Source organism: Salmonella sp. NW884, from assembly GCF_051700745.1.
Lineage (GTDB): Bacteria > Pseudomonadota > Gammaproteobacteria > Enterobacterales > Enterobacteriaceae > Salmonella > Salmonella enterica.
This window is the reverse complement of record NZ_JAMMDE010000001.1, coordinates 702,012-720,531: the sequence shown is the minus strand read 5'-3', so window position 1 is coordinate 720,531 and position 18,520 is coordinate 702,012. Positions and strand designations below refer to the sequence as shown.

15 protein-coding genes are annotated in these 18,520 nt (G+C 49.9%); all 15 read left to right on the top strand.

Features of this window, described 5'->3' with window-relative positions:
• Nucleotide 1 precedes the first annotated feature (1 nt).
• The 15 genes from NA197_RS03735 to NA197_RS03665 all read left to right on the top strand — a co-directional run bounded on the left by NA197_RS03735 (nucleotide 2) and on the right by NA197_RS03665 (nucleotide 18,354).
• Nucleotides 2-475 (top strand): GDP-mannose mannosyl hydrolase, encoded by a 474-nt coding sequence (locus NA197_RS03735; protein ID WP_023138394.1) that lies wholly within the window; start codon nucleotides 2-4, stop codon nucleotides 473-475.
• Nucleotides 472-1,695 (top strand): colanic acid biosynthesis fucosyltransferase WcaI, encoded by a 1,224-nt coding sequence (wcaI, locus tag NA197_RS03730; protein WP_064042950.1) that lies wholly within the window; start codon nucleotides 472-474, stop codon nucleotides 1,693-1,695. The genes NA197_RS03735 and wcaI overlap by 4 nt, the downstream gene beginning before the upstream one ends.
• On the top strand, nucleotides 1,692-3,134 hold the full coding sequence (gene cpsB, locus NA197_RS03725) for a mannose-1-phosphate guanyltransferase (protein WP_074181576.1): 1,443 nt from the start codon (nucleotides 1,692-1,694) through the stop codon (nucleotides 3,132-3,134). Before wcaI ends, cpsB begins: the two co-directional genes overlap by 4 nt.
• Nucleotides 3,135-3,244: 110 nt before the next feature.
• A complete protein-coding gene (gene cpsG / locus NA197_RS03720; RefSeq protein ID WP_064042948.1) occupies nucleotides 3,245-4,615 on the top strand; it encodes a colanic acid biosynthesis phosphomannomutase CpsG in 1,371 nt (456 codons plus the stop codon).
• A gap of 53 nt (nucleotides 4,616-4,668) precedes the next feature.
• Nucleotides 4,669-6,063, top strand: coding sequence for an undecaprenyl-phosphate glucose phosphotransferase (wcaJ, locus tag NA197_RS03715; RefSeq protein WP_000183166.1), 1,395 nt, complete (start codon nucleotides 4,669-4,671; stop codon nucleotides 6,061-6,063).
• 101 nt (nucleotides 6,064-6,164) lie between these two features.
• Entirely contained in the window at nucleotides 6,165-7,643 is a 1,479-nt protein-coding gene (gene wzxC, locus NA197_RS03710; protein ID WP_000058674.1) for a colanic acid undecaprenyl disphosphate flippase WzxC, read from the top strand.
• Nucleotides 7,644-7,664: 21 nt separating this feature from the next.
• Entirely contained in the window at nucleotides 7,665-8,945 is a 1,281-nt protein-coding gene (gene wcaK, locus NA197_RS03705) for a colanic acid biosynthesis pyruvyl transferase WcaK (protein ID WP_064042947.1), read from the top strand.
• Nucleotides 8,942-10,162 (top strand): colanic acid biosynthesis glycosyltransferase WcaL, encoded by a 1,221-nt coding sequence (wcaL, locus tag NA197_RS03700; protein ID WP_064042946.1) that lies wholly within the window; start codon nucleotides 8,942-8,944, stop codon nucleotides 10,160-10,162. The genes wcaK and wcaL overlap by 4 nt, the downstream gene beginning before the upstream one ends.
• Before the next feature lie 10 nt (nucleotides 10,163-10,172).
• The gene (gene wcaM, locus NA197_RS03695; protein WP_064042945.1) at nucleotides 10,173-11,576 is read left to right on the top strand and encodes a colanic acid biosynthesis protein WcaM; all 1,404 of its coding nucleotides are present in this window, start codon (nucleotides 10,173-10,175) and stop codon (nucleotides 11,574-11,576) included.
• 177 nt (nucleotides 11,577-11,753) lie between these two features.
• A complete protein-coding gene (gene galF / locus NA197_RS03690; RefSeq protein WP_000981469.1) occupies nucleotides 11,754-12,647 on the top strand; it encodes a GalU regulator GalF in 894 nt (297 codons plus the stop codon).
• Between the two features lie 376 nt (nucleotides 12,648-13,023).
• Entirely contained in the window at nucleotides 13,024-14,109 is a 1,086-nt protein-coding gene (gene rfbB, locus NA197_RS03685; protein ID WP_000697846.1) for a dTDP-glucose 4,6-dehydratase, read from the top strand.
• Nucleotides 14,109-15,008 carry a dTDP-4-dehydrorhamnose reductase gene (gene rfbD / locus NA197_RS03680; protein WP_001023662.1) on the top strand — a complete coding sequence of 300 codons (900 nt, stop codon included), beginning with the start codon at nucleotides 14,109-14,111 and terminating at the stop codon, nucleotides 15,006-15,008. The genes rfbB and rfbD overlap by 1 nt, the downstream gene beginning before the upstream one ends.
• Before the next feature lie 47 nt (nucleotides 15,009-15,055).
• Nucleotides 15,056-15,934 (top strand): glucose-1-phosphate thymidylyltransferase RfbA, encoded by an 879-nt coding sequence (gene rfbA / locus NA197_RS03675; RefSeq protein WP_023215752.1) that lies wholly within the window; start codon nucleotides 15,056-15,058, stop codon nucleotides 15,932-15,934.
• A gap of 4 nt (nucleotides 15,935-15,938) precedes the next feature.
• On the top strand, nucleotides 15,939-16,469 hold the full coding sequence (gene rfbC / locus NA197_RS03670; protein WP_001100808.1) for a dTDP-4-dehydrorhamnose 3,5-epimerase: 531 nt from the start codon (nucleotides 15,939-15,941) through the stop codon (nucleotides 16,467-16,469).
• A gap of 346 nt (nucleotides 16,470-16,815) precedes the next feature.
• The gene (locus tag NA197_RS03665) at nucleotides 16,816-18,354 is read left to right on the top strand and encodes a lipopolysaccharide biosynthesis protein (RefSeq protein ID WP_052931862.1); all 1,539 of its coding nucleotides are present in this window, start codon (nucleotides 16,816-16,818) and stop codon (nucleotides 18,352-18,354) included.
• Nucleotides 18,355-18,520: the final 166 nt, after the last annotated feature.

The window sequence follows — 18,520 nt, the reverse complement described above, 5'->3', positions numbered from 1 at the left end:
AATGTTTTTACGTCAGGAAGATTTCGCCGCCGTGGTGCGGACCACGCCCCTCATCTCCCTCGATTTCATTGTGGAAAACGGCCAGGGGGAAATTTTACTGGGCCAGCGTCTCAACCGTCCGGCGCAGGGCTACTGGTTTGTGCCGGGGGGGCGGGTGTGCAAAGACGAAACGCTGGAGACCGCCTTTGCACGCCTGACGCAGGCGGAACTGGGCGTGCGTCTGCCGCTGGCGGCAGGGACGTTTTATGGCGTCTGGCAGCACTTCTATGACGACAACTTTTCCGGTGAGGATTTTTCAACTCACTACATCGTGCTCGGCTTTCGTCTGCGCGTGGCGGAGAGCGATTTACGCCTGCCTGACACCCAGCATGGCAGTTACCGCTGGCTGACGCCGGAACAGCTTCTGGCAAGCGATAATGTTCATGAGAACAGTCGGGCCTACTTCTCTCCTGACGCGCCGGCGGTGGGCCTATGAAGATCCTGGTCTATGGCATTAACTATTCACCGGAACTGACCGGTATCGGCAAATATACCGGCGAAATGGTGGCGTGGATGGCGCGGGAAGGCCATGAGGTGCGGGTCATTACTGCGCCGCCGTACTACCCGCAGTGGAAGGTCGGTGAGCGCTATTCCGCCTGGCGCTATTGCCGGGAAGAGGGCGAGGCTACCGTCTGGCGCTGCCCGCTGTATGTGCCGAAACAGCCCTCCACCCTAAAACGACTGCTTCATCTGGGGAGCTTTGCATTGAGCAGTTTTTTCCCACTGATGGCGCAGCGTCGCTGGAAGCCGGATCGGATTATCGGCGTTGTACCGACGCTCTTTTGTACGCCGGGAATGCGCCTGCTGGCGATACTCTCCGGCGCGCGTACCGTACTGCATATTCAGGATTACGAAGTGGATGCCATGCTCGGCTTAGGAATGGCGGGAAAAGGCAAGCGCGGCAGCGTAGCGCGGTTAGCGACGGCCTTTGAACGCAGCGCGCTGCGTAACGTTGATAATGTTTCGACCATATCTCGCTCCATGATGAATAAAGCGCGGGAAAAGGGCGTCGCGGCGGAAAAAATCCTCTTTTTTCCGAACTGGTCGGAAGTGGCGCGCTTTCAGGACGTTAATGACGCTGACGTGACGGCTTTGCGTCAGCAGCTTGGCTTGCCAGAGGGTAAAAAAATCGTGCTCTATTCCGGCAATATCGGCGAAAAGCAAGGGCTGGAAAAGGTGATTGACGCCGCGGAACGATTACGCGATCGACCGTTGATTTTTGCGATTGTCGGCCAGGGGGGCGGCAAGGCGCGGCTGGAGAACATGGCCCGCGAACGCGGCCTGCCAAATATTAAATTCCTCCCGCTGCAGCCTTACGACGCCTTACCCGCGCTGCTGAAAATGGGCGATTGTCATCTGGTGGTGCAAAAGCGCGGCGCGGCGGATGCGGTACTGCCCTCCAAGCTGACTAACATTCTGGCGGTCGGCGGCAATGCGGTGATTACCGCTGAGCCGCACACCGAATTAGGACAACTTTGCGCGCGCTATCCGGGCATCGCCGTTTGCGTGGAACCGGAGTCGACCGACGCGCTGGTCGACGGGATTAGTCAGGCGCTCGCCATGCCGAAAAACAACACGACGGCACGTGAATACGCCGAACGCACGCTCAATAAAGAGAACGTGCTACGCCAATTTATTGCAGATATTCGGGGATGATAATGCGTCAGACAAAACTTTACCCGGTTGTGATGGCCGGTGGCTCCGGTAGCCGATTGTGGCCGCTTTCTCGCGTGCTTTATCCAAAACAGTTTCTGTGCCTGAAAGGCGATCTCACCATGCTGCAAACCACCATTTGCCGTCTGAACGGCGTGGAGTGCGAAAGCCCGGTGGTTATCTGCAACGAACAGCACCGTTTTATCGTTGCCGAACAGCTCCGCCAACTCAATAAGCTGACGGAGAACATTATTCTTGAGCCCGCCGGGCGCAATACCGCGCCGGCGATTGCGTTGGCGGCGCTGGCGGCGACGCGCCAGCATACGGACTGCGATCCGCTGATGCTGGTACTGGCGGCGGATCATGCGATCGCCAATGAAGAGGCCTTCCGCGACGCGGTGCGCAGCGCCATACCCTGTGCCGACGCGGGCAAACTGGTGACCTTCGGTATCGTGCCGGATCTGCCGGAAACCGGCTATGGCTATATCCGGCGTGGTGATGTCGTGCCGGGCGCGACGGATGCGGTGGCTTTTGAGGTGGCGCAGTTCGTTGAGAAGCCGGGGCTGGAAACCGCCCAGGCCTACGTCGCCAGCGGCGATTACTACTGGAACAGCGGCATGTTTCTGTTCCGCGCCGGACGCTATCTGGAAGAGCTGAAAAAGTTCCGCCCCGATATTCTGGCCGCCTGTGAGCAGGCGATGCGCGGCGTCGATCCGGATCTTGATTTCATTCGTGTGGATGAAGAGGCCTTCCTCGCCTGTCCGGAAGAGTCCATTGACTACGCGGTGATGGAGCGAACGGCGGACGCGGTGGTGATGCCAATGGACGCGGGCTGGAGCGATGTCGGCTCGTGGTCCTCGCTGTGGGAAATCAGCGCCCACACCCCGGAGGGAAACGTCCACCACGGCGACGTCATCAGCCATAAAACGGAAAACAGCTACGTTTACGCCGAATCCGGCCTGGTGACCACCGTCGGCGTGAAGGATCTGGTGGTGGTGCAGACCAAAGACGCCGTGCTGATTGCCGATCGCCACGCGGTGCAGGACGTGAAAAAGGTGGTGGAGAAGATCAAGGCCGACGGACGCCATGAGCACCACATGCACCGCGAGGTTTACCGTCCGTGGGGCAAATACGACTCCATCGACGCGGGCGAGCGCTATCAGGTGAAGCGCATTACCGTCAAGCCGGGGGAAGGACTGTCGGTGCAGATGCACCATCACCGCGCCGAGCACTGGGTGGTGGTGGCGGGGACCGCCAGAGTCACCATCAACGGCGAGGCTAAGCTGCTCGGTGAAAACGAGTCCATCTATATTCCGCTGGGGGCGACCCACTGCCTGGAAAATCCGGGAAAAATACCGCTCGATTTAATTGAAGTGCGTTCCGGCTCGTATCTCGAAGAGGACGACGTGGTGCGGTTCGAGGATCGTTACGGGCGGGTCTGACGCCTGCAACGGTGCCCGGTAAGCGCAACGCGCCATCCGGCAATGAATAACAATAACGATGTTGGCCATTTACGGTCAGGGCTAACTGTTGCCTGAAGAAGGGTAAGAACATGACAAAATTAACCTGTTTCAAGGCCTACGACATTCGCGGCAGGCTGGGCGAAGAGCTCAATGAAGATATCGCGTGGCGGATTGGCCGCGCCTACGGCGAATATTTAAAACCGAAAACCATCGTGCTGGGCGGCGACGTGCGTCTGACCAGCGAGGCGCTGAAGCTGGCGCTGGCGAAAGGGTTACAGGACGCGGGCGTTGACGTGCTGGATATCGGTATGTCCGGCACCGAAGAGATTTACTTCGCCACCTTCCACCTTGGCGTGGACGGCGGTATTGAGGTGACCGCCAGCCATAACCCGATGGGCTACAACGGTATGAAGCTGGTACGCGAGGGCGCCCGCCCGATAAGCGGCGACACCGGTCTGCGCGACGTTCAGCGTCTGGCGGAAGCGGGCGATTTCCCGCCGGTGAACGAGGCCGCGCGCGGCAGCTACAGACAAATCAGCCTGCGCGACGCCTACATCGACCACCTGCTGGGGTATATCAGCGTCAGCAATCTCACCCCGCTGAAGCTGGTAGTGAATTCCGGCAACGGCGCGGCGGGGCCGGTCATTGACGCCATCGAAGCGCGCCTGAAGGCGCTGGGCGCGTCGGTGGAGTTCATCAAAATCCACAACACCCCGGACGGCACCTTCCCGAACGGCATTCCCAACCCGTTGCTGCCGGAGTGTCGCGACGACACCCGCAAGGCCGTTATTGAACACGGGGCGGACATGGGCATCGCCTTTGACGGCGACTTCGACCGCTGCTTCCTGTTCGATGAGAAAGGGCAGTTTATCGAGGGGTACTACATCGTCGGGCTGCTGGCGGAAGCATTCCTGGAAAAACACCCGGGGGCGAAGATTATCCACGACCCGCGCCTGACCTGGAACACCGAGGCAGTGGTGACGGCGGCGGGCGGGACGCCGGTAATGTCAAAAACCGGGCACGCCTTTATCAAGGAGCGGATGCGTACGGAGAATGCCATTTATGGCGGGGAAATGAGCGCGCATCACTATTTCCGTGATTTTGCCTACTGCGACAGCGGGATGATCCCGTGGCTGCTGGTGGCGGAGCTGGTATGCCTGAAGGGGCAGTCGCTGGGTGAGCTGGTCCGCGACCGGATGGCGGCGTTCCCGGCGAGCGGGGAAATCAACAGCAGACTGGCGGAGCCGACGGCGGCCATCGCGCGGGTGGAAGCGCACTTCGCGGAAGAGGCGCAGGCAGTGGACCGCACGGACGGTCTCAGCATGTCGTTCGCCGACTGGCGTTTCAACCTGCGCTCGTCAAACACCGAACCGGTGGTGCGCCTGAATGTGGAATCACGCGGCGATATACCGCTGATGGAAGCGCGAACACGCACTCTGCTGGCGCTGCTGAATCAGTAACGTCAGATCTCCCCTTACCGCCTGCGGGTAAGGGGCCAATCACAGGAACAACGATGACAAATCTAAAAAAGCGCGAACGAGCCAAAACCAATGCATCGTTAATCTCTATGGTGCAACGCTTTTCAGATATCACCATCATGTTTGGCGGGCTGTGGTTCATCTGTGAAGTCAGTGGACTGCCATTCCTGTACATGCACCTGTTGGTGGCGCTGATTACGCTGGTTGTTTTTCAAATGCTGGGCGGGATGACCGATTTTTATCGCTCCTGGCGCGGCGTCAAAATGTCGACAGAGTTAACGCTGTTACTGCAAAACTGGACGCTGAGCCTGATCTTCAGCGCCGGTCTGGTGGCGTTTAATGATGACTTTGACAACCGCCTCGCCACCTGGCTGGCCTGGTATGCGCTGTCCAGCCTGGGCTTAGTGTTATGCCGTTCATTTATTCGTTTCGGCGCGGGCTGGCTACGCAATCGTGGTTATAACACTCGCCGGGTCGCCGTCGCCGGAGATTTGCCTGCGGGCCAGACGTTGCTGGATAGCTTCCGTAATGAGCCGTGGCTGGGTTTTGAGGTGGTGGGCGTCTATCACGATCCCAAACCAGGCGGCGTCTCTGCTGACTGGGCCGGGAACTTCGAGCAGTTAATTGACGATGCGAAAGCCTCGCGAATTCACAATGTTTATATCGCCATGTCAATGAGCGACGGCGCCATGGTGAAAAAACTGGTGCGCGAGCTGGCCGATACCACCTGCTCGGTGATCCTTATTCCCGATGTGTTCACCTTTAATATTCTCCACTCGCGCGTGGAGGAGATGAGCGGCGTTCCGGTCGTTCCGCTGTATGACACGCCGCTGTCAGGGATTAACCGTCTGCTTAAACGGGCAGAGGATATCGTGCTGGCGTCGCTGATTCTGCTGCTCATCTCACCGGTACTGTGCTGCATTGCGCTGGCGGTCAAATTGAGCTCGCCCGGGCCGGTGATTTTCCGTCAGACGCGCTACGGGATGGACGGCAAGCCGATCAAGGTCTGGAAGTTCCGCTCAATGAAGGTGATGGAGAACGATAAGGTCGTTACCCAGGCGACGCAAAACGATCCGCGCGTCACCCGGGTAGGTAACTTTTTGCGTCGTACCTCGCTGGATGAATTACCGCAGTTTATCAACGTGTTAACCGGCGGGATGTCCATCGTCGGTCCTCGCCCGCACGCGGTGGCGCATAACGAACAGTATCGTCAGTTGATTGAAGGTTACATGCTACGCCACAAGATGAAGCCGGGCATCACCGGCTGGGCGCAAATTAATGGCTGGCGCGGTGAGACCGATACGCTGGAGAAAATGGAAAAACGCGTGGAATTCGACCTGGAATACATCCGCGAATGGAGTATTTGGTTCGATATCAAAATCGTTTTTCTGACGATTTTTAAAGGGTTTGTTAATAAAGCGGCGTATTAAGAACCTGACCCACAAGGCTATTTTACTTGCCATATTGCACCAGGGCAGTGCTCAATCTGGCTGCGCCAATGACGCCTTGTGAGCAGGTTCTGGAGAAAAGAATGAGTTTACGACAAAAAACGATCAGCGGCGCTAAATGGTCGGCTATCGCCACGATAGTGATTATCGGTCTGGGGTTAATTCAGATGACGGTGCTGGCGCGGATCATCGACAACCACCAGTTTGGCCTGTTGACCGTCTCGCTGGTGATTATCGCGCTGGCCGACACGATCTCGGACTTTGGCATCGCGAACTCGATTATCCAGCGTAAAACGATTGGGCATCTGGAGCTGACCACGCTTTACTGGCTAAACGTTGGGTTTGGGATTGTGGTATTTGCGGTGGTCTTTTGGCTGAGCGATGCGATTGCCCATGTTTTGCATAACCCGGATCTCGCGCCGTTAATCAAAACGTTGTCGCTGGCGTTCATCGTGATCCCTCACGGGCAGCAGTTCCGCGCGCTGATGCAAAAAGAGCTGGAGTTCAATAAGATCGGCATGATCGAAACGACCTCCGTGCTGGCGGGGTTCACCTTTACGGTGATTAGCGCCCATTACTGGCCGCTGGCGTTAACCGCGATTCTCGGCTATCTGGTGAACAGCGCGGTGCGAACGCTGCTGTTTGGTTACTTTGGCCGCAAGATTTACCGTCCGGGGCTGCATTTTTCGCTGGCATCGGTGTCCACGAACCTGCGTTTTGGCGCGTGGCTGACGGCGGACAGTATCGTCAATTACATCAACACGAATTTATCGACGCTGGTACTGGCGAGAATTCTCGGCGCAAGCGTCGCCGGGGGATATAACCTCGCGTACAACGTGGCGGTTGTGCCGCCGGCGAAGCTTAATCCCATCATTACTCGCGTGCTATTTCCGGCATTCGCCAAAATCCAGGACGATACCGAGAAGCTGCGCGTCAACTTCTATAAGTTGCTTTCCGTGGTGGGAATTATCAATTTTCCCGCGCTGTTGGGCCTGATGGTAGTGGCGAACAATTTTGTGCCGTTAGTGTTTGGCGAGAAGTGGAACAGCATTATCCCGATCCTGCAATTGCTGTGCGTGGTGGGGCTGCTGCGTTCGGTCGGCAACCCGATTGGTTCGCTGCTGATGGCGAAAGCGCGCGTGGATATCAGCTTTAAGTTCAACGTCTTTAAAACGTTTCTGTTTATCCCGGCAATTCTCATTGGCGGCCATCTGGCGGGGGCGATTGGCGTGACGCTGGGGTTCCTGGTGGTACAAATCATCAACACCATTCTGAGCTATTTCGTGATGATTAAGCCGGTACTCGGCTCCAGCTATCGTCAGTATATTCTCAGCCTGTGGCTACCGTTTTATCTCTCATTGCCCACATTTATTACCAGCTACGGCGCAGGAAAGCTGGTCGACGGCTATTTACCGTTGTCAGGGGTATTCGCGCTACAGGTTATGGTCGGTATTTTGAGTTTTATTTTGATGATTATTTTTTCACGCAATGCGCTGGTGATGGAAATTAAAAATCAGCTTGTTGGCAGTGCAAAAATGAAAAAGTTATTACGTGTCGGATGACGGGGATATAAGAGGCTATTTATGAAATTATTAATTTTAGGCAACCACACATGCGGCAACCGTGGTGATAGCGCCATTATGCGCGGTTTGCTTGATGCCATCCGTCAACAGGCGCCAGAGGCGGAGATGGATGTGATGAGCCGTTTCCCGGTGAGTTCCGCCTGGTTGCAGGGGCGCCCGATTATTGCCGACCCGCTGTATCAGTTAAGCCAGAAACAGCAGGCGGCGGCAGGGCTTAACGGTCGGGTGAAAAAAGTATTACGCCGTCGTTTTCAGCATAAAATTTTATTGTCTAAAGTCGCCCTGGAAGGATCGCTGCGTAATTTTGCTATCGCGCCGGAATTTGCCGAATTCGCGCAATTTATTGCGCAGTATGACGCCGTCATTCAGGTGGGCGGTTCAAACTATGTCGACTTATACGGTTTGACTCACTTTGAATATCCGCTGTGCGCGTTTATGGCGAATAAACCAATTTATATGGTGGGACATAGCGTCGGCCCTTTCCAGAATCCTGACTTTAACCAGCTCGCCAATTATGTTTTTGGGCGCACCAGTGCGCTGATCCTGCGTGAAACCGTCAGCCGCGATCTGATGACCGCCGCGCAGATCGATACCCGGAAAGTGGAGCAGGGGGGGGATACCGCCTGGTTAGTCGAACGCCGTCACGACGAGTTTGTCGCCAGTTATGCTGTGCAGCACTGGTTGGACGTCACCGCGCGCCGCAAAACCGTCGCGATTACGTTGCGCGATCTGGAGCCGTTTGATAAACGCCTGGGCACCACTCAGCAGGCCTATGAGCAGGCATTTGCCCAGGTCGTGAATCGCCTGATTGCGGACGGTTATCAGGTACTGGCGCTGTCAACCTGCACCAGTATCGATCGCTATAACCGCGATGACCGGATGGTTGCGTTACGGATGGCGAAGTATGTAAACGACTCAGAGCATTTCCATATCGCGATGGACGAACTCAATGACGTGGAAATCGGAAAGATCCTCGCCTCCTGCGTACTGACCATCGGGACGCGCCTGCATTCCGCCATTATCTCCATGAATTTTGGCACACCCGCCATCGCCATTAATTATGAACATAAATCCGCCGGGATTATGCAGCAGCTAGGCCTGGCGGAATTGGCCATCGATATCCGTCACTTGCTGAACGGTTCATTACAAAGCGTGGTGGCCGATACGCTCAATCAATTGCCTGCGCTAAAGGCAAAAGTGGCTAACGCCGTTACCGAGGAGCGGGCGAAAGGGTTCACGATGATCAAATCCGTTCTCGACAGAATTCGGGAGGAACAATGAAAGTCAGCTTTTTTCTGCTGAAATTTCCACTCTCATCGGAAACCTTTGTGCTGAATCAGATTACTGCGTTTATTGATATGGGCCATGAGGTGGAGATTGTCGCGTTACAAAAAGGCGATACCCAACATACTCATGCCGCCTGGGAGAAGTATGGCCTGGCGGCGAAAACCCGCTGGTTACAGGATGAGCCCCAGGGACGGCTGGCGAAACTGCGCTACCGGGCATGTAAAACGCTGCCGGGGCTGCATCGGGCGGCGACCTGGAAAGCGCTCAATTTTACCCGCTATGGCGATGAATCACGCAATTTGATTCTTTCCGCGATTTGCGCGCAGGTGAGCCACCCTTTTGTGGCGGATGTGTTCATCGCGCACTTTGGTCCGGCGGGCGTGACGGCGGCCAAACTACGCGAACTGGGCGTGCTTCGCGGCAAAATCGCGACTATTTTCCACGGGATTGATATTTCCAGCCGCGAAGTGCTCAGTCATTACACGCCGGAGTATCAGCAGTTGTTTCGTCGTGGCGATCTGATGCTGCCCATCAGCGATCTGTGGGCCGGTCGCCTGAAAAGTATGGGCTGTCCGCCGGAAAAGATTGCCGTTTCGCGCATGGGCGTCGACATGACGCGTTTTTCCCATCGTCCGGTGAAAGCGCCAGGGATGCCGCTGGAGATGATTTCCGTCGCGCGCCTGACAGAAAAAAAAGGCCTGCATGTGGCGATTGAAGCCTGTCGGCAACTGAAAGCACAGGGCGTGGCGTTTCGCTACCGCATTCTGGGGATTGGCCCGTGGGAACGTCGGCTGCGCACGCTCATCGAGCAGTATCAGCTAGAGGATGTCATTGAGATGTCGGGGTTTAAACCGAGCCATGAAGTGAAGGCGATGCTGGATGACGCCGATGTTTTTTTGCTGCCGTCGATTACCGGTACGGATGGCGATATGGAAGGTATTCCGGTGGCGCTGATGGAGGCAATGGCGGTAGGGATTCCCGTGGTATCTACCGTGCATAGCGGTGTTCCGGAACTGGTGGAGGCCGGCAAATCCGGCTGGCTGGTGCCGGAAAACGATGCGCAGGCGCTGGCGGCCCGACTCGCTGAGTTCAGCCGGATTGACCACGACACGCTGGAGTCGGTGATCACGCGCGCCCGTGAAAAAGTGGCGCAAGATTTTAATCAGCAGGCGATTAATCGCCAGTTAGCCAGCCTGCTACAAACGATATAAACGAGGTGGTATGCCCGCGACTAAATTCTCCCGACGTACCCTCCTGACGGCAGGTTCTGCGCTTGCTGTTCTTCCTTTTCTGCGCGCCTTGCCGGTACAGGCGCGTGAACCTCGTGAGACCGTCGATATTAAGGATTATCCGGCGGATGACGGTATCGCCTCGTTCAAACAGGCCTTCGCCGACGGACAGACCGTGGTCGTACCGCCAGGATGGGTGTGTGAAAATATCAATGCGGCGATAACGATTCCGGCGGGAAAAACGCTGCGGGTACAGGGCGCGGTGAGTGGGAATGGCCGGGGACGGTTTATTTTGCAGGACGGGTGTCAGGTGGTGGGGGAGCAGGGCGGCAGTCTGCACAATGTGACGCTGGATGTTCGCGGGTCGGACTGTGTGATTAAAGGCGTGGCGATGAGCGGCTTTGGCCCCGTCGCGCAAATTTTCATTGGCGGTAAGGAACCGCAGGTGATGCGTAATCTCATTATCGATGACATCACCGTTACCCACGCCAACTACGCCATTCTCCGCCAGGGATTTCATAACCAAATGGACGGCGCGCGGATTACGCATAGCCGCTTTAGCGATTTGCAGGGGGACGCCATTGAGTGGAATGTCGCGATTCACGACCGCGACATCCTGATTTCCGATCATGTCATCGAACGCATTGATTGTACCAATGGCAAAATCAACTGGGGGATCGGCATCGGGCTGGCGGGTAGTACCTATGACAATAGTTATCCTGAAGACCAGGCAGTAAAAAACTTTGTGGTGGCCAATATTACCGGATCTGATTGCCGACAGCTTGTGCACGTAGAAAATGGCAAACATTTCGTCATTCGCAATGTCAAAGCCAAAAACATCACGCCCGATTTCAGTAAAAATGCGGGTATTGATAACGCAACGATCGCCATTTATGGCTGTGATAATTTCGTCATTGATAATATTGATATGACGAATAGTGCCGGGATGCTCATCGGCTATGGCGTCGTTAAAGGAAAATACCTGTCAATTCCGCAAAACTTTAAATTAAACGCTATTCGGTTGGATAATCGCCAGGTTGCTTATAAATTACGCGGCATTCAAATTTCCTCCGGTAACGCCCCCTCATTTGTTGCCATCACCAATGTACGGATGACGCGTGCTACGCTGGAACTGCATAATCAACCGCAGCACCTCTTTCTGCGTAATATCAACGTGATGCAAACTTCAGCGATTGGCCCGGCGTTAAAAATGCATTTTGATTTGCGTAAAGATGTCCGTGGTCAATTTATGGCCCGCCAGGACACGCTGCTTTCCCTCGCTAAAGTTCATGCCATCAATGAAAACGGGCAGAGTTCCGTGGATATCGACAGGATTAATCACCAAACCGTGAATGTCGAAGCAGTGAATTTTTCGCTGCCGAAGCGGGGAGGGTAAGTACCGCTATTTTTACGAAAATTCCTGGGAAAAAGTTGTTCATACTTAATGTTATGGTGCCGACTAAGACGTAATGTAGAGCGTGCCATCATTATCCCTGGCAGCAGAGTAATTCATGCTGGCGAAAACAAGCTAAAGAGCTATAATTCAGCAACCATTTTACAGGTGGAAGAAACAATGATGAATTTGAAAGCAGTTATACCGGTAGCGGGTTTGGGTATGCATATGTTGCCTGCCACCAAGGCAATCCCAAAAGAGATGCTACCGATCGTCGACAAGCCAATGATTCAGTACATTGTCGATGAGATTGTGGCTGCAGGGATCAAAGAAATCGTACTGGTGACTCACGCGTCTAAAAACGCCGTTGAGAACCACTTCGACACCTCTTATGAACTTGAATCACTTCTTGAACAGCGCGTTAAGCGTCAGCTTTTGGCGGAAGTGCAATCTATCTGCCCGCCGGGCGTGACGATTATGAACGTTCGCCAGGCGCAGCCTTTAGGGCTGGGGCACTCTATTCTGTGCGCGCGTCCGGTTGTGGGCGATAACCCTTTCATTGTGGTACTCCCGGATATTATTATTGATGATGCTACCGCCGATCCGCTGCGCTATAACCTTGCGGCGATGGTGGCGCGTTTCAATGAAACGGGTCGCAGCCAGGTGCTGGCGAAGCGCATGAAAGGTGATTTATCGGAGTATTCCGTTATCCAGACGAAAGAACCTCTGGATAATGAAGGCAAAGTCAGCCGGATTGTGGAGTTTATCGAAAAACCGGATCAGCCGCAGACGCTGGATTCCGATTTGATGGCGGTAGGCCGTTATGTGCTTTCAGCCGACATCTGGGCGGAACTGGAAAGAACCGAACCGGGCGCCTGGGGTCGCATCCAGCTCACCGATGCCATTGCTGAACTGGCGAAAAAACAGTCAGTTGACGCGATGCTAATGACGGGTGACAGCTATGACTGCGGTAAAAAAATGGGCTACATGCAGGCATTTGTGAAGTACGGGCTGCGCAACCTGAAAGAAGGAGCGAAGTTCCGTAAGAGCATAGAGCAGCTTCTGCATGAATAAGTATTAACAACCGTGATAAATGGTTGGTGATAAACATAATAACGGCAGTGAACATTCGAAGCGGCAAGTTGGCTGAAACGAGTGTTGACTGCCGTTTTAGTTTTGTATAAAGGGCTTAAGTAACAAGGGGTTATCTGGAGCATTTTAATGCTGATTTTATAAGATTAATCCTTGTTTCCGGATGCAATTAATAAGACAATTAGCGTTTAAGTTTTAGTGAGCTTTGCCCTGCTGGGCGAGGTTTGTAACAAGTCGATATGTACGCAGTGCACTGGTAGCTGATGAGCCAGGGGCGGTAGCGTGTGTAACGACTTGAGCAATTAATTTTTATTGGCAAATTAAATACCACATTAAATACGCCTTATGGAATAGAAAAGTGAAGATACTTATTACTGGCGGGGCAGGTTTTATTGGATCAGCTGTTGTTCGCCATATTATTAAGAATACACAGGACACTGTAGTTAATATTGATAAATTAACCTACGCCGGTAATCTTGAATCCCTTTCTGATATTTCTGAAAGTAATCGCTACAATTTTGAACACGCGGATATTTGTGATTCCGCTGAAATAACGCGTATTTTTGAGCAGTACCAGCCGGACGCGGTGATGCATTTGGCTGCGGAAAGTCATGTGGACCGTTCGATTACCGGGCCAGCAGCATTTATTGAAACCAATATCGTCGGCACCTATGTACTTCTTGAAGTTGCGCGTAAATACTGGTCTGCGCTTGGCGAAGATAAAAAAAATAATTTTCGTTTTCATCATATTTCCACTGATGAAGTTTACGGCGATTTACCGCATCCTGATGAAGTTGAAAACAGCGTTACACTGCCGTTATTTACTGAAACGACGGCATATGCGCCAAGTAGCCCCTATTCTGCGTCAAAAGCATCCAGCGATCATTTAGTCCGTGCCTGGCGGCGTACCTATGGTCTACCAACGATCGTTACCAATTGTTCTAATAACTATGGCCCTTATCACTTCCCTGAAAAACTGATTCCGTTGGTCATTTTGAACGCACTGGAAGGAAAGCCTTTGCCAATTTATGGCAAAGGGGATCAGATTCGCGATTGGCTATATGTAGAAGATCACGCTCGCGCGCTTCATATGGTAGTGACTGAAGGCAAGGCAGGGGAGACTTATAACATTGGTGGCCACAATGAGAAGAAAAATCTCGATGTGGTATTTACCATCTGTGATCTGCTGGATGAAATTGTACCCAAAGCGACTTCTTATCGTGAACAAATCACTTATGTCGCCGATCGTCCGGGCCATGATCGTCGTTATGCCATTGATGCAGGTAAAATTAGCCGCGAATTAGGCTGGAAACCGCTGGAGACCTTTGAAAGCGGTATTCGTAAAACAGTGGAATGGTACCTTGCAAATACTCAATGGGTAAACAATGTTAAAAGTGGGGCGTATCAGAGTTGGATAGAACAGAACTATGAAGGACGCCAGTAATGAATATCTTACTTTTTGGTAAGACAGGGCAAGTAGGCTGGGAGTTGCAACGTTCTCTGGCGCCAGTGGGGAATTTGATTGCCCTGGATGTCCATTCAAAAGAGTTTTGCGGTGATTTTAGTAATCCGAAAGGCGTTGCCGAAACCGTTCGTAAGCTTCGTCCCGATGTGATTGTTAACGCAGCAGCACATACTGCAGTAGATAAAGCAGAGTCTGAACCAGAACTGGCGCAGTTACTTAACGCCACCAGTGTGGAAGCCATCGCTAAAGCGGCCAACGAAACTGGCGCATGGGTAGTGCATTATTCAACCGATTATGTATTTCCTGGTACCGGCGATATCCCATGGCAGGAAACGGACGCTACGTCGCCGCTGAATGTCTATGGCAAAACCAAACTGGCGGGAGAAAAGGCCCTGCAGGATAACTGCCCTAAGCACCTTATCTTCCGCACCAGTTGGGTTTATGCAGGTAAGGGCAATAATTTCGCAAAGACAATGCTTCGTTTGGCGAAAGAGCGTCAGACACTTTCAGTCATCAACGATCAGTACGGTGCGCCGACCGGTGCGGAATTACTGGCTGACTGCACGGCGCATGCGATCCGTGTGGCGTTAAATAAACCAGAAGTCGCAGGTCTTTACCATCTGGTTGCCGGGGGAACCACAACCTGGCATGACTACGCGGCCTTAGTCTTTGACGAAGCGCGCAAGGCAGGGATAACGCTTGCGCTGACTGAGCTTAATGCTGTGCCGACCAGCGCCTACCCGACGCCGGCGAGCAGACCTGGAAATTCGCGTCTCAATACTGAAAAGTTTCAGCGTAATTTTGACCTTATTCTGCCGCAATGGGAATTAGGAGTTAAGCGTATGCTGACTGAAATGTTTACGACGACAACCATCTGATAAATTTAAATGCCCATCAGGGCATTTTCTATGAATGAGAAATGGAAATGAAAACGCGTAAGGGCATTATTTTAGCGGGGGGCTCCGGCACCCGTCTTTATCCGGTGACCATGGCGGTAAGTAAGCAATTGCTACCAATTTATGATAAACCGATGATTTACTATCCCCTTTCCACACTTATGCTGGCAGGTATTCGGGATATCCTGATCATCAGTACGCCACAGGACACGCCGCGTTTTCAACAACTGCTGGGAGACGGCAGCCAGTGGGGGCTGAATCTTCAATATAAAGTACAGCCAAGCCCGGATGGCTTAGCACAGGCGTTTATTATTGGTGAAGAGTTCATTGGTCATGATGATTGTGCATTAGTACTAGGTGACAATATCTTCTATGGTCATGATTTACCAAAGTTAATGGAAGCTGCCGTTAATAAAGAAAGTGGTGCTACCGTCTTTGCTTATCATGTAAACGATCCAGAGCGCTACGGTGTGGTTGAGTTTGACCAAAGTGGCACAGCCGTTAGTCTGGAGGAAAAACCGTTACAACCGAAGAGTAATTACGCGGTAACGGGGCTGTATTTTTACGATAACAGCGTGGTGGAGATGGCGAAAAATCTTAAGCCTTCCGCTCGCGGTGAGTTAGAAATCACGGATATTAACCGTATCTATATGGATCAGGGAAGATTGTCTGTCGCTATGATGGGGCGCGGTTATGCTTGGCTGGATACAGGGACGCATCAGAGTTTGATAGAGGCCAGTAATTTTATTGCAACCATCGAAGAACGCCAGGGGCTGAAAGTGTCCTGCCCGGAAGAGATCGCTTATAGAAAAGGGTTTATTGATGCAGAGCAGATTAAAAATCTGGCTAAACCGTTGTCGAAGAATGCTTATGGGCAGTATCTCCTGAACATGATTAAAGGTTATTAATAAAATGAACGTTATTAAAACAGAAATTCCTGATGTATTAATTTTTGAACCTAAAGTGTTTAGTGATGAACGTGGGTTCTTTATGGAAAGTTTTAATCAGAAAGTATTTGAGGAAGCGGTTGGTCGAAAGATTGAATTTGTTCAGGATAATCATTCAAAATCAACTAAAGGTGTGTTACGTGGTTTACATTATCAAGTTGAACCTTATGCTCAAGGGAAGCTTGTACGCTGTATAGCGGGAGAAGTTTTTGATGTTGCTGTAGATATTCGCAACGATTCCGAAACGTTTGGTAAATGGGTTGGTGTCAATATTTCTTCTGAAAACAAAAGGCAGTTGTGGATACCTGAAGGTTTTGCTCATGGGTTCTTAGTATTAAGTGAAGAAGCTGAATTTGTTTATAAGACATCAAACTATTACTCTGGCGAACATGAAAGAGGTATTATTTGGAATGATCCTGATATTAATATTACATGGGGAATAGATAGTCCAATTCTTTCATTAAAAGATAAGATTCATAAAGGTTTAGTAAAGTAACATAATTGCCATTATTTATAATTGAATAGATATTGTTCAACACCTATAAGCGTTTTATAGGTGTTATTAAAATTTTCTAATCCTATTTATTGCATTGTAATTAAAATTTAGAGAGTTATAGAGATATTTTAAAGAGCTTAGTCTATTCATCTGTTGTATGAACGATGTGTGAATATGGGTTTTTTAGACAAAATAACCAAATTAGATAGATTTCAAAAATATCAGACAGATATTTACTTGGAATAAGTAAAGTCAGTTCAAGAAAATAAAAATATGATATTAGAAACTATCATTCAACATTCCTTTTTAGCTAACAAAATACAGATGATTCGAGTTTTATCCTAATATGTTTAGAAATAAAGTTGCTCTTGGGTCTCAGATAGGATTGTTTACTTCAGTTCTTATATTAATAACAAACTTTTTTTTAAGAAGTTACTTTGTTAAAGTATATGGTGCTGATTTAACCGGGTATTATTTATTAGTAGTACAGTTGATGGGAGTATTAAATCTTGCTGAGCTAGGTATAAGTACAGCCTTAACATATATCCTATTTAAACCACTGCATAGAAAAGAAAATAGTGAGTTAAGACAATTATATTTTATAATAAAGAAAATATACCATTTTATAGCATTGGGCATATTAGTTATTGGACTACTTTTCTTTTTGTTATTAAATTCTATAGTAAATGCAAGTATATCCCCTGAAAATCTATACATAACATGGGGGGTGTTTGTTATAAGCACATCATTATCATATTTATACTCTGCTCAATCTGTCATTTTAACAGCAGACCAGAATGTCTATTTGGTTAAATTAATTACTGGGTTAACTAGAAGTTTAGCGTATATATTGCAAATATTTCTAATGATTTGCGGCGTCTCCTTTTGGATTGTGTGCGCTATTGAATTACTTTCTAATGTAATACAACTTATTCTTTTTAACAAACTAACATTAAAAAAATATCCGCAATTAGTAAAGTTGGATATTACTGATACTATCAATAAAGAAAATATAATAAGTGTAAAAACTAAAATAAAAAGAGAGATAAAATATACGTTTGTACATAAAATTGCCGGTGTTGTTGTATTTAATACAGATTATTTAATTATATCTGTCTTTCTAGGTATAACGGTTATCACATCTTTTTCTTCCTATATGATGTTAATTCAAGCATTGGCTTTTCTGATATCAGCAATAGCTTCCCCACTGGGTGCCTATATAGGAGCAAAACTATATTCTGATAGTAAGGAAAAAGTTATCAGGATTATATCACTTTATAATTCACTTTTTTTTATGCTAGGTATTTTTTGCGCGTATATGTTTTATATATCTTCAAGTACATTTGTATCTTTATGGATGGGAAAAGAAATTGTACTTAGCCAACAATTAGTTTTGTTACTTTCTGTTAATTGCTTCGTATTGATTGCAAGGATCTCTTTTGATGTTGCAAAAGTAGGCCTTGGTTATATGTCAGATATTGAATTACCCCTACTGGAAGCCATAATTAATATTATCGTTTCATTAGTTTTAGTACATTATTTAGGTTTAAATGGGATAGTTATTGGAACTATCGTTAGTAATATCATCGTTGTCATGATCTTGAAACCAGTATTTTTATACAAAAATGCCCTTAAATCGGATAATGCATTTATTATTCATGAGCTTATAAGATCATGGTTCTTTATAAGCATATTCTTGCTTTCCATCTTCTTTATTACAAGGGCAAAAGTTATAGTCAGCAATGAATGGCTAGATTTCTTTATACAAGTGTGTATGAGTAGCATTACTCCTTTATTGTTATTGATAATGATATACAGCGTCTTTGATAGCAACGTTCGGAAATTCATGTTTGTTATGTTTAAAAAAAATTATAGGGAAAATTGATTCTCTAAAATTGGAGAAAAAGATCGTTGCCTTGATAGTTTGATAATGAAACCGATATATATTAAGCGTAGTGGTGTACGCAAAAGCGACTATTTGGCTATTGAAAATAAGGTATAAATCCAAACAAGATAAATATATGTAATAAAGTATTATCTTATTCCTTATC

What these genes read in the sequence shown, in the direction of transcription:
- cpsG (WP_064042948.1), top strand. Translation starts at nt 3,245, where the DNA reads ATGACAAAATTAACCTGTTTCAAGGCCTACGACATTCGCGGCAGGCTG.
- wcaK (WP_064042947.1), top strand. Translation starts at nt 7,665, where the DNA reads ATGAAATTATTAATTTTAGGCAACCACACATGCGGCAACCGTGGTGAT.
- rfbD (WP_001023662.1), top strand. Translation starts at nt 14,109, where the DNA reads ATGAATATCTTACTTTTTGGTAAGACAGGGCAAGTAGGCTGGGAGTTG.
- wcaM (WP_064042945.1), top strand. Translation starts at nt 10,173, where the DNA reads ATGCCCGCGACTAAATTCTCCCGACGTACCCTCCTGACGGCAGGTTCT.
- rfbA (WP_023215752.1), top strand. Translation starts at nt 15,056, where the DNA reads ATGAAAACGCGTAAGGGCATTATTTTAGCGGGGGGCTCCGGCACCCGT.
- wcaI (WP_064042950.1), top strand. Translation starts at nt 472, where the DNA reads ATGAAGATCCTGGTCTATGGCATTAACTATTCACCGGAACTGACCGGT.
- cpsB (WP_074181576.1), top strand. Translation starts at nt 1,692, where the DNA reads ATGATAATGCGTCAGACAAAACTTTACCCGGTTGTGATGGCCGGTGGC.
- NA197_RS03665 (WP_052931862.1), top strand. Translation starts at nt 16,816, where the DNA reads ATGTTTAGAAATAAAGTTGCTCTTGGGTCTCAGATAGGATTGTTTACT.
- wcaJ (WP_000183166.1), top strand. Translation starts at nt 4,669, where the DNA reads ATGACAAATCTAAAAAAGCGCGAACGAGCCAAAACCAATGCATCGTTA.
- rfbC (WP_001100808.1), top strand. Translation starts at nt 15,939, where the DNA reads ATGAACGTTATTAAAACAGAAATTCCTGATGTATTAATTTTTGAACCT.
- wcaL (WP_064042946.1), top strand. Translation starts at nt 8,942, where the DNA reads ATGAAAGTCAGCTTTTTTCTGCTGAAATTTCCACTCTCATCGGAAACC.
- NA197_RS03735 (WP_023138394.1), top strand. Translation starts at nt 2, where the DNA reads ATGTTTTTACGTCAGGAAGATTTCGCCGCCGTGGTGCGGACCACGCCC.
- galF (WP_000981469.1), top strand. Translation starts at nt 11,754, where the DNA reads ATGATGAATTTGAAAGCAGTTATACCGGTAGCGGGTTTGGGTATGCAT.
- wzxC (WP_000058674.1), top strand. Translation starts at nt 6,165, where the DNA reads ATGAGTTTACGACAAAAAACGATCAGCGGCGCTAAATGGTCGGCTATC.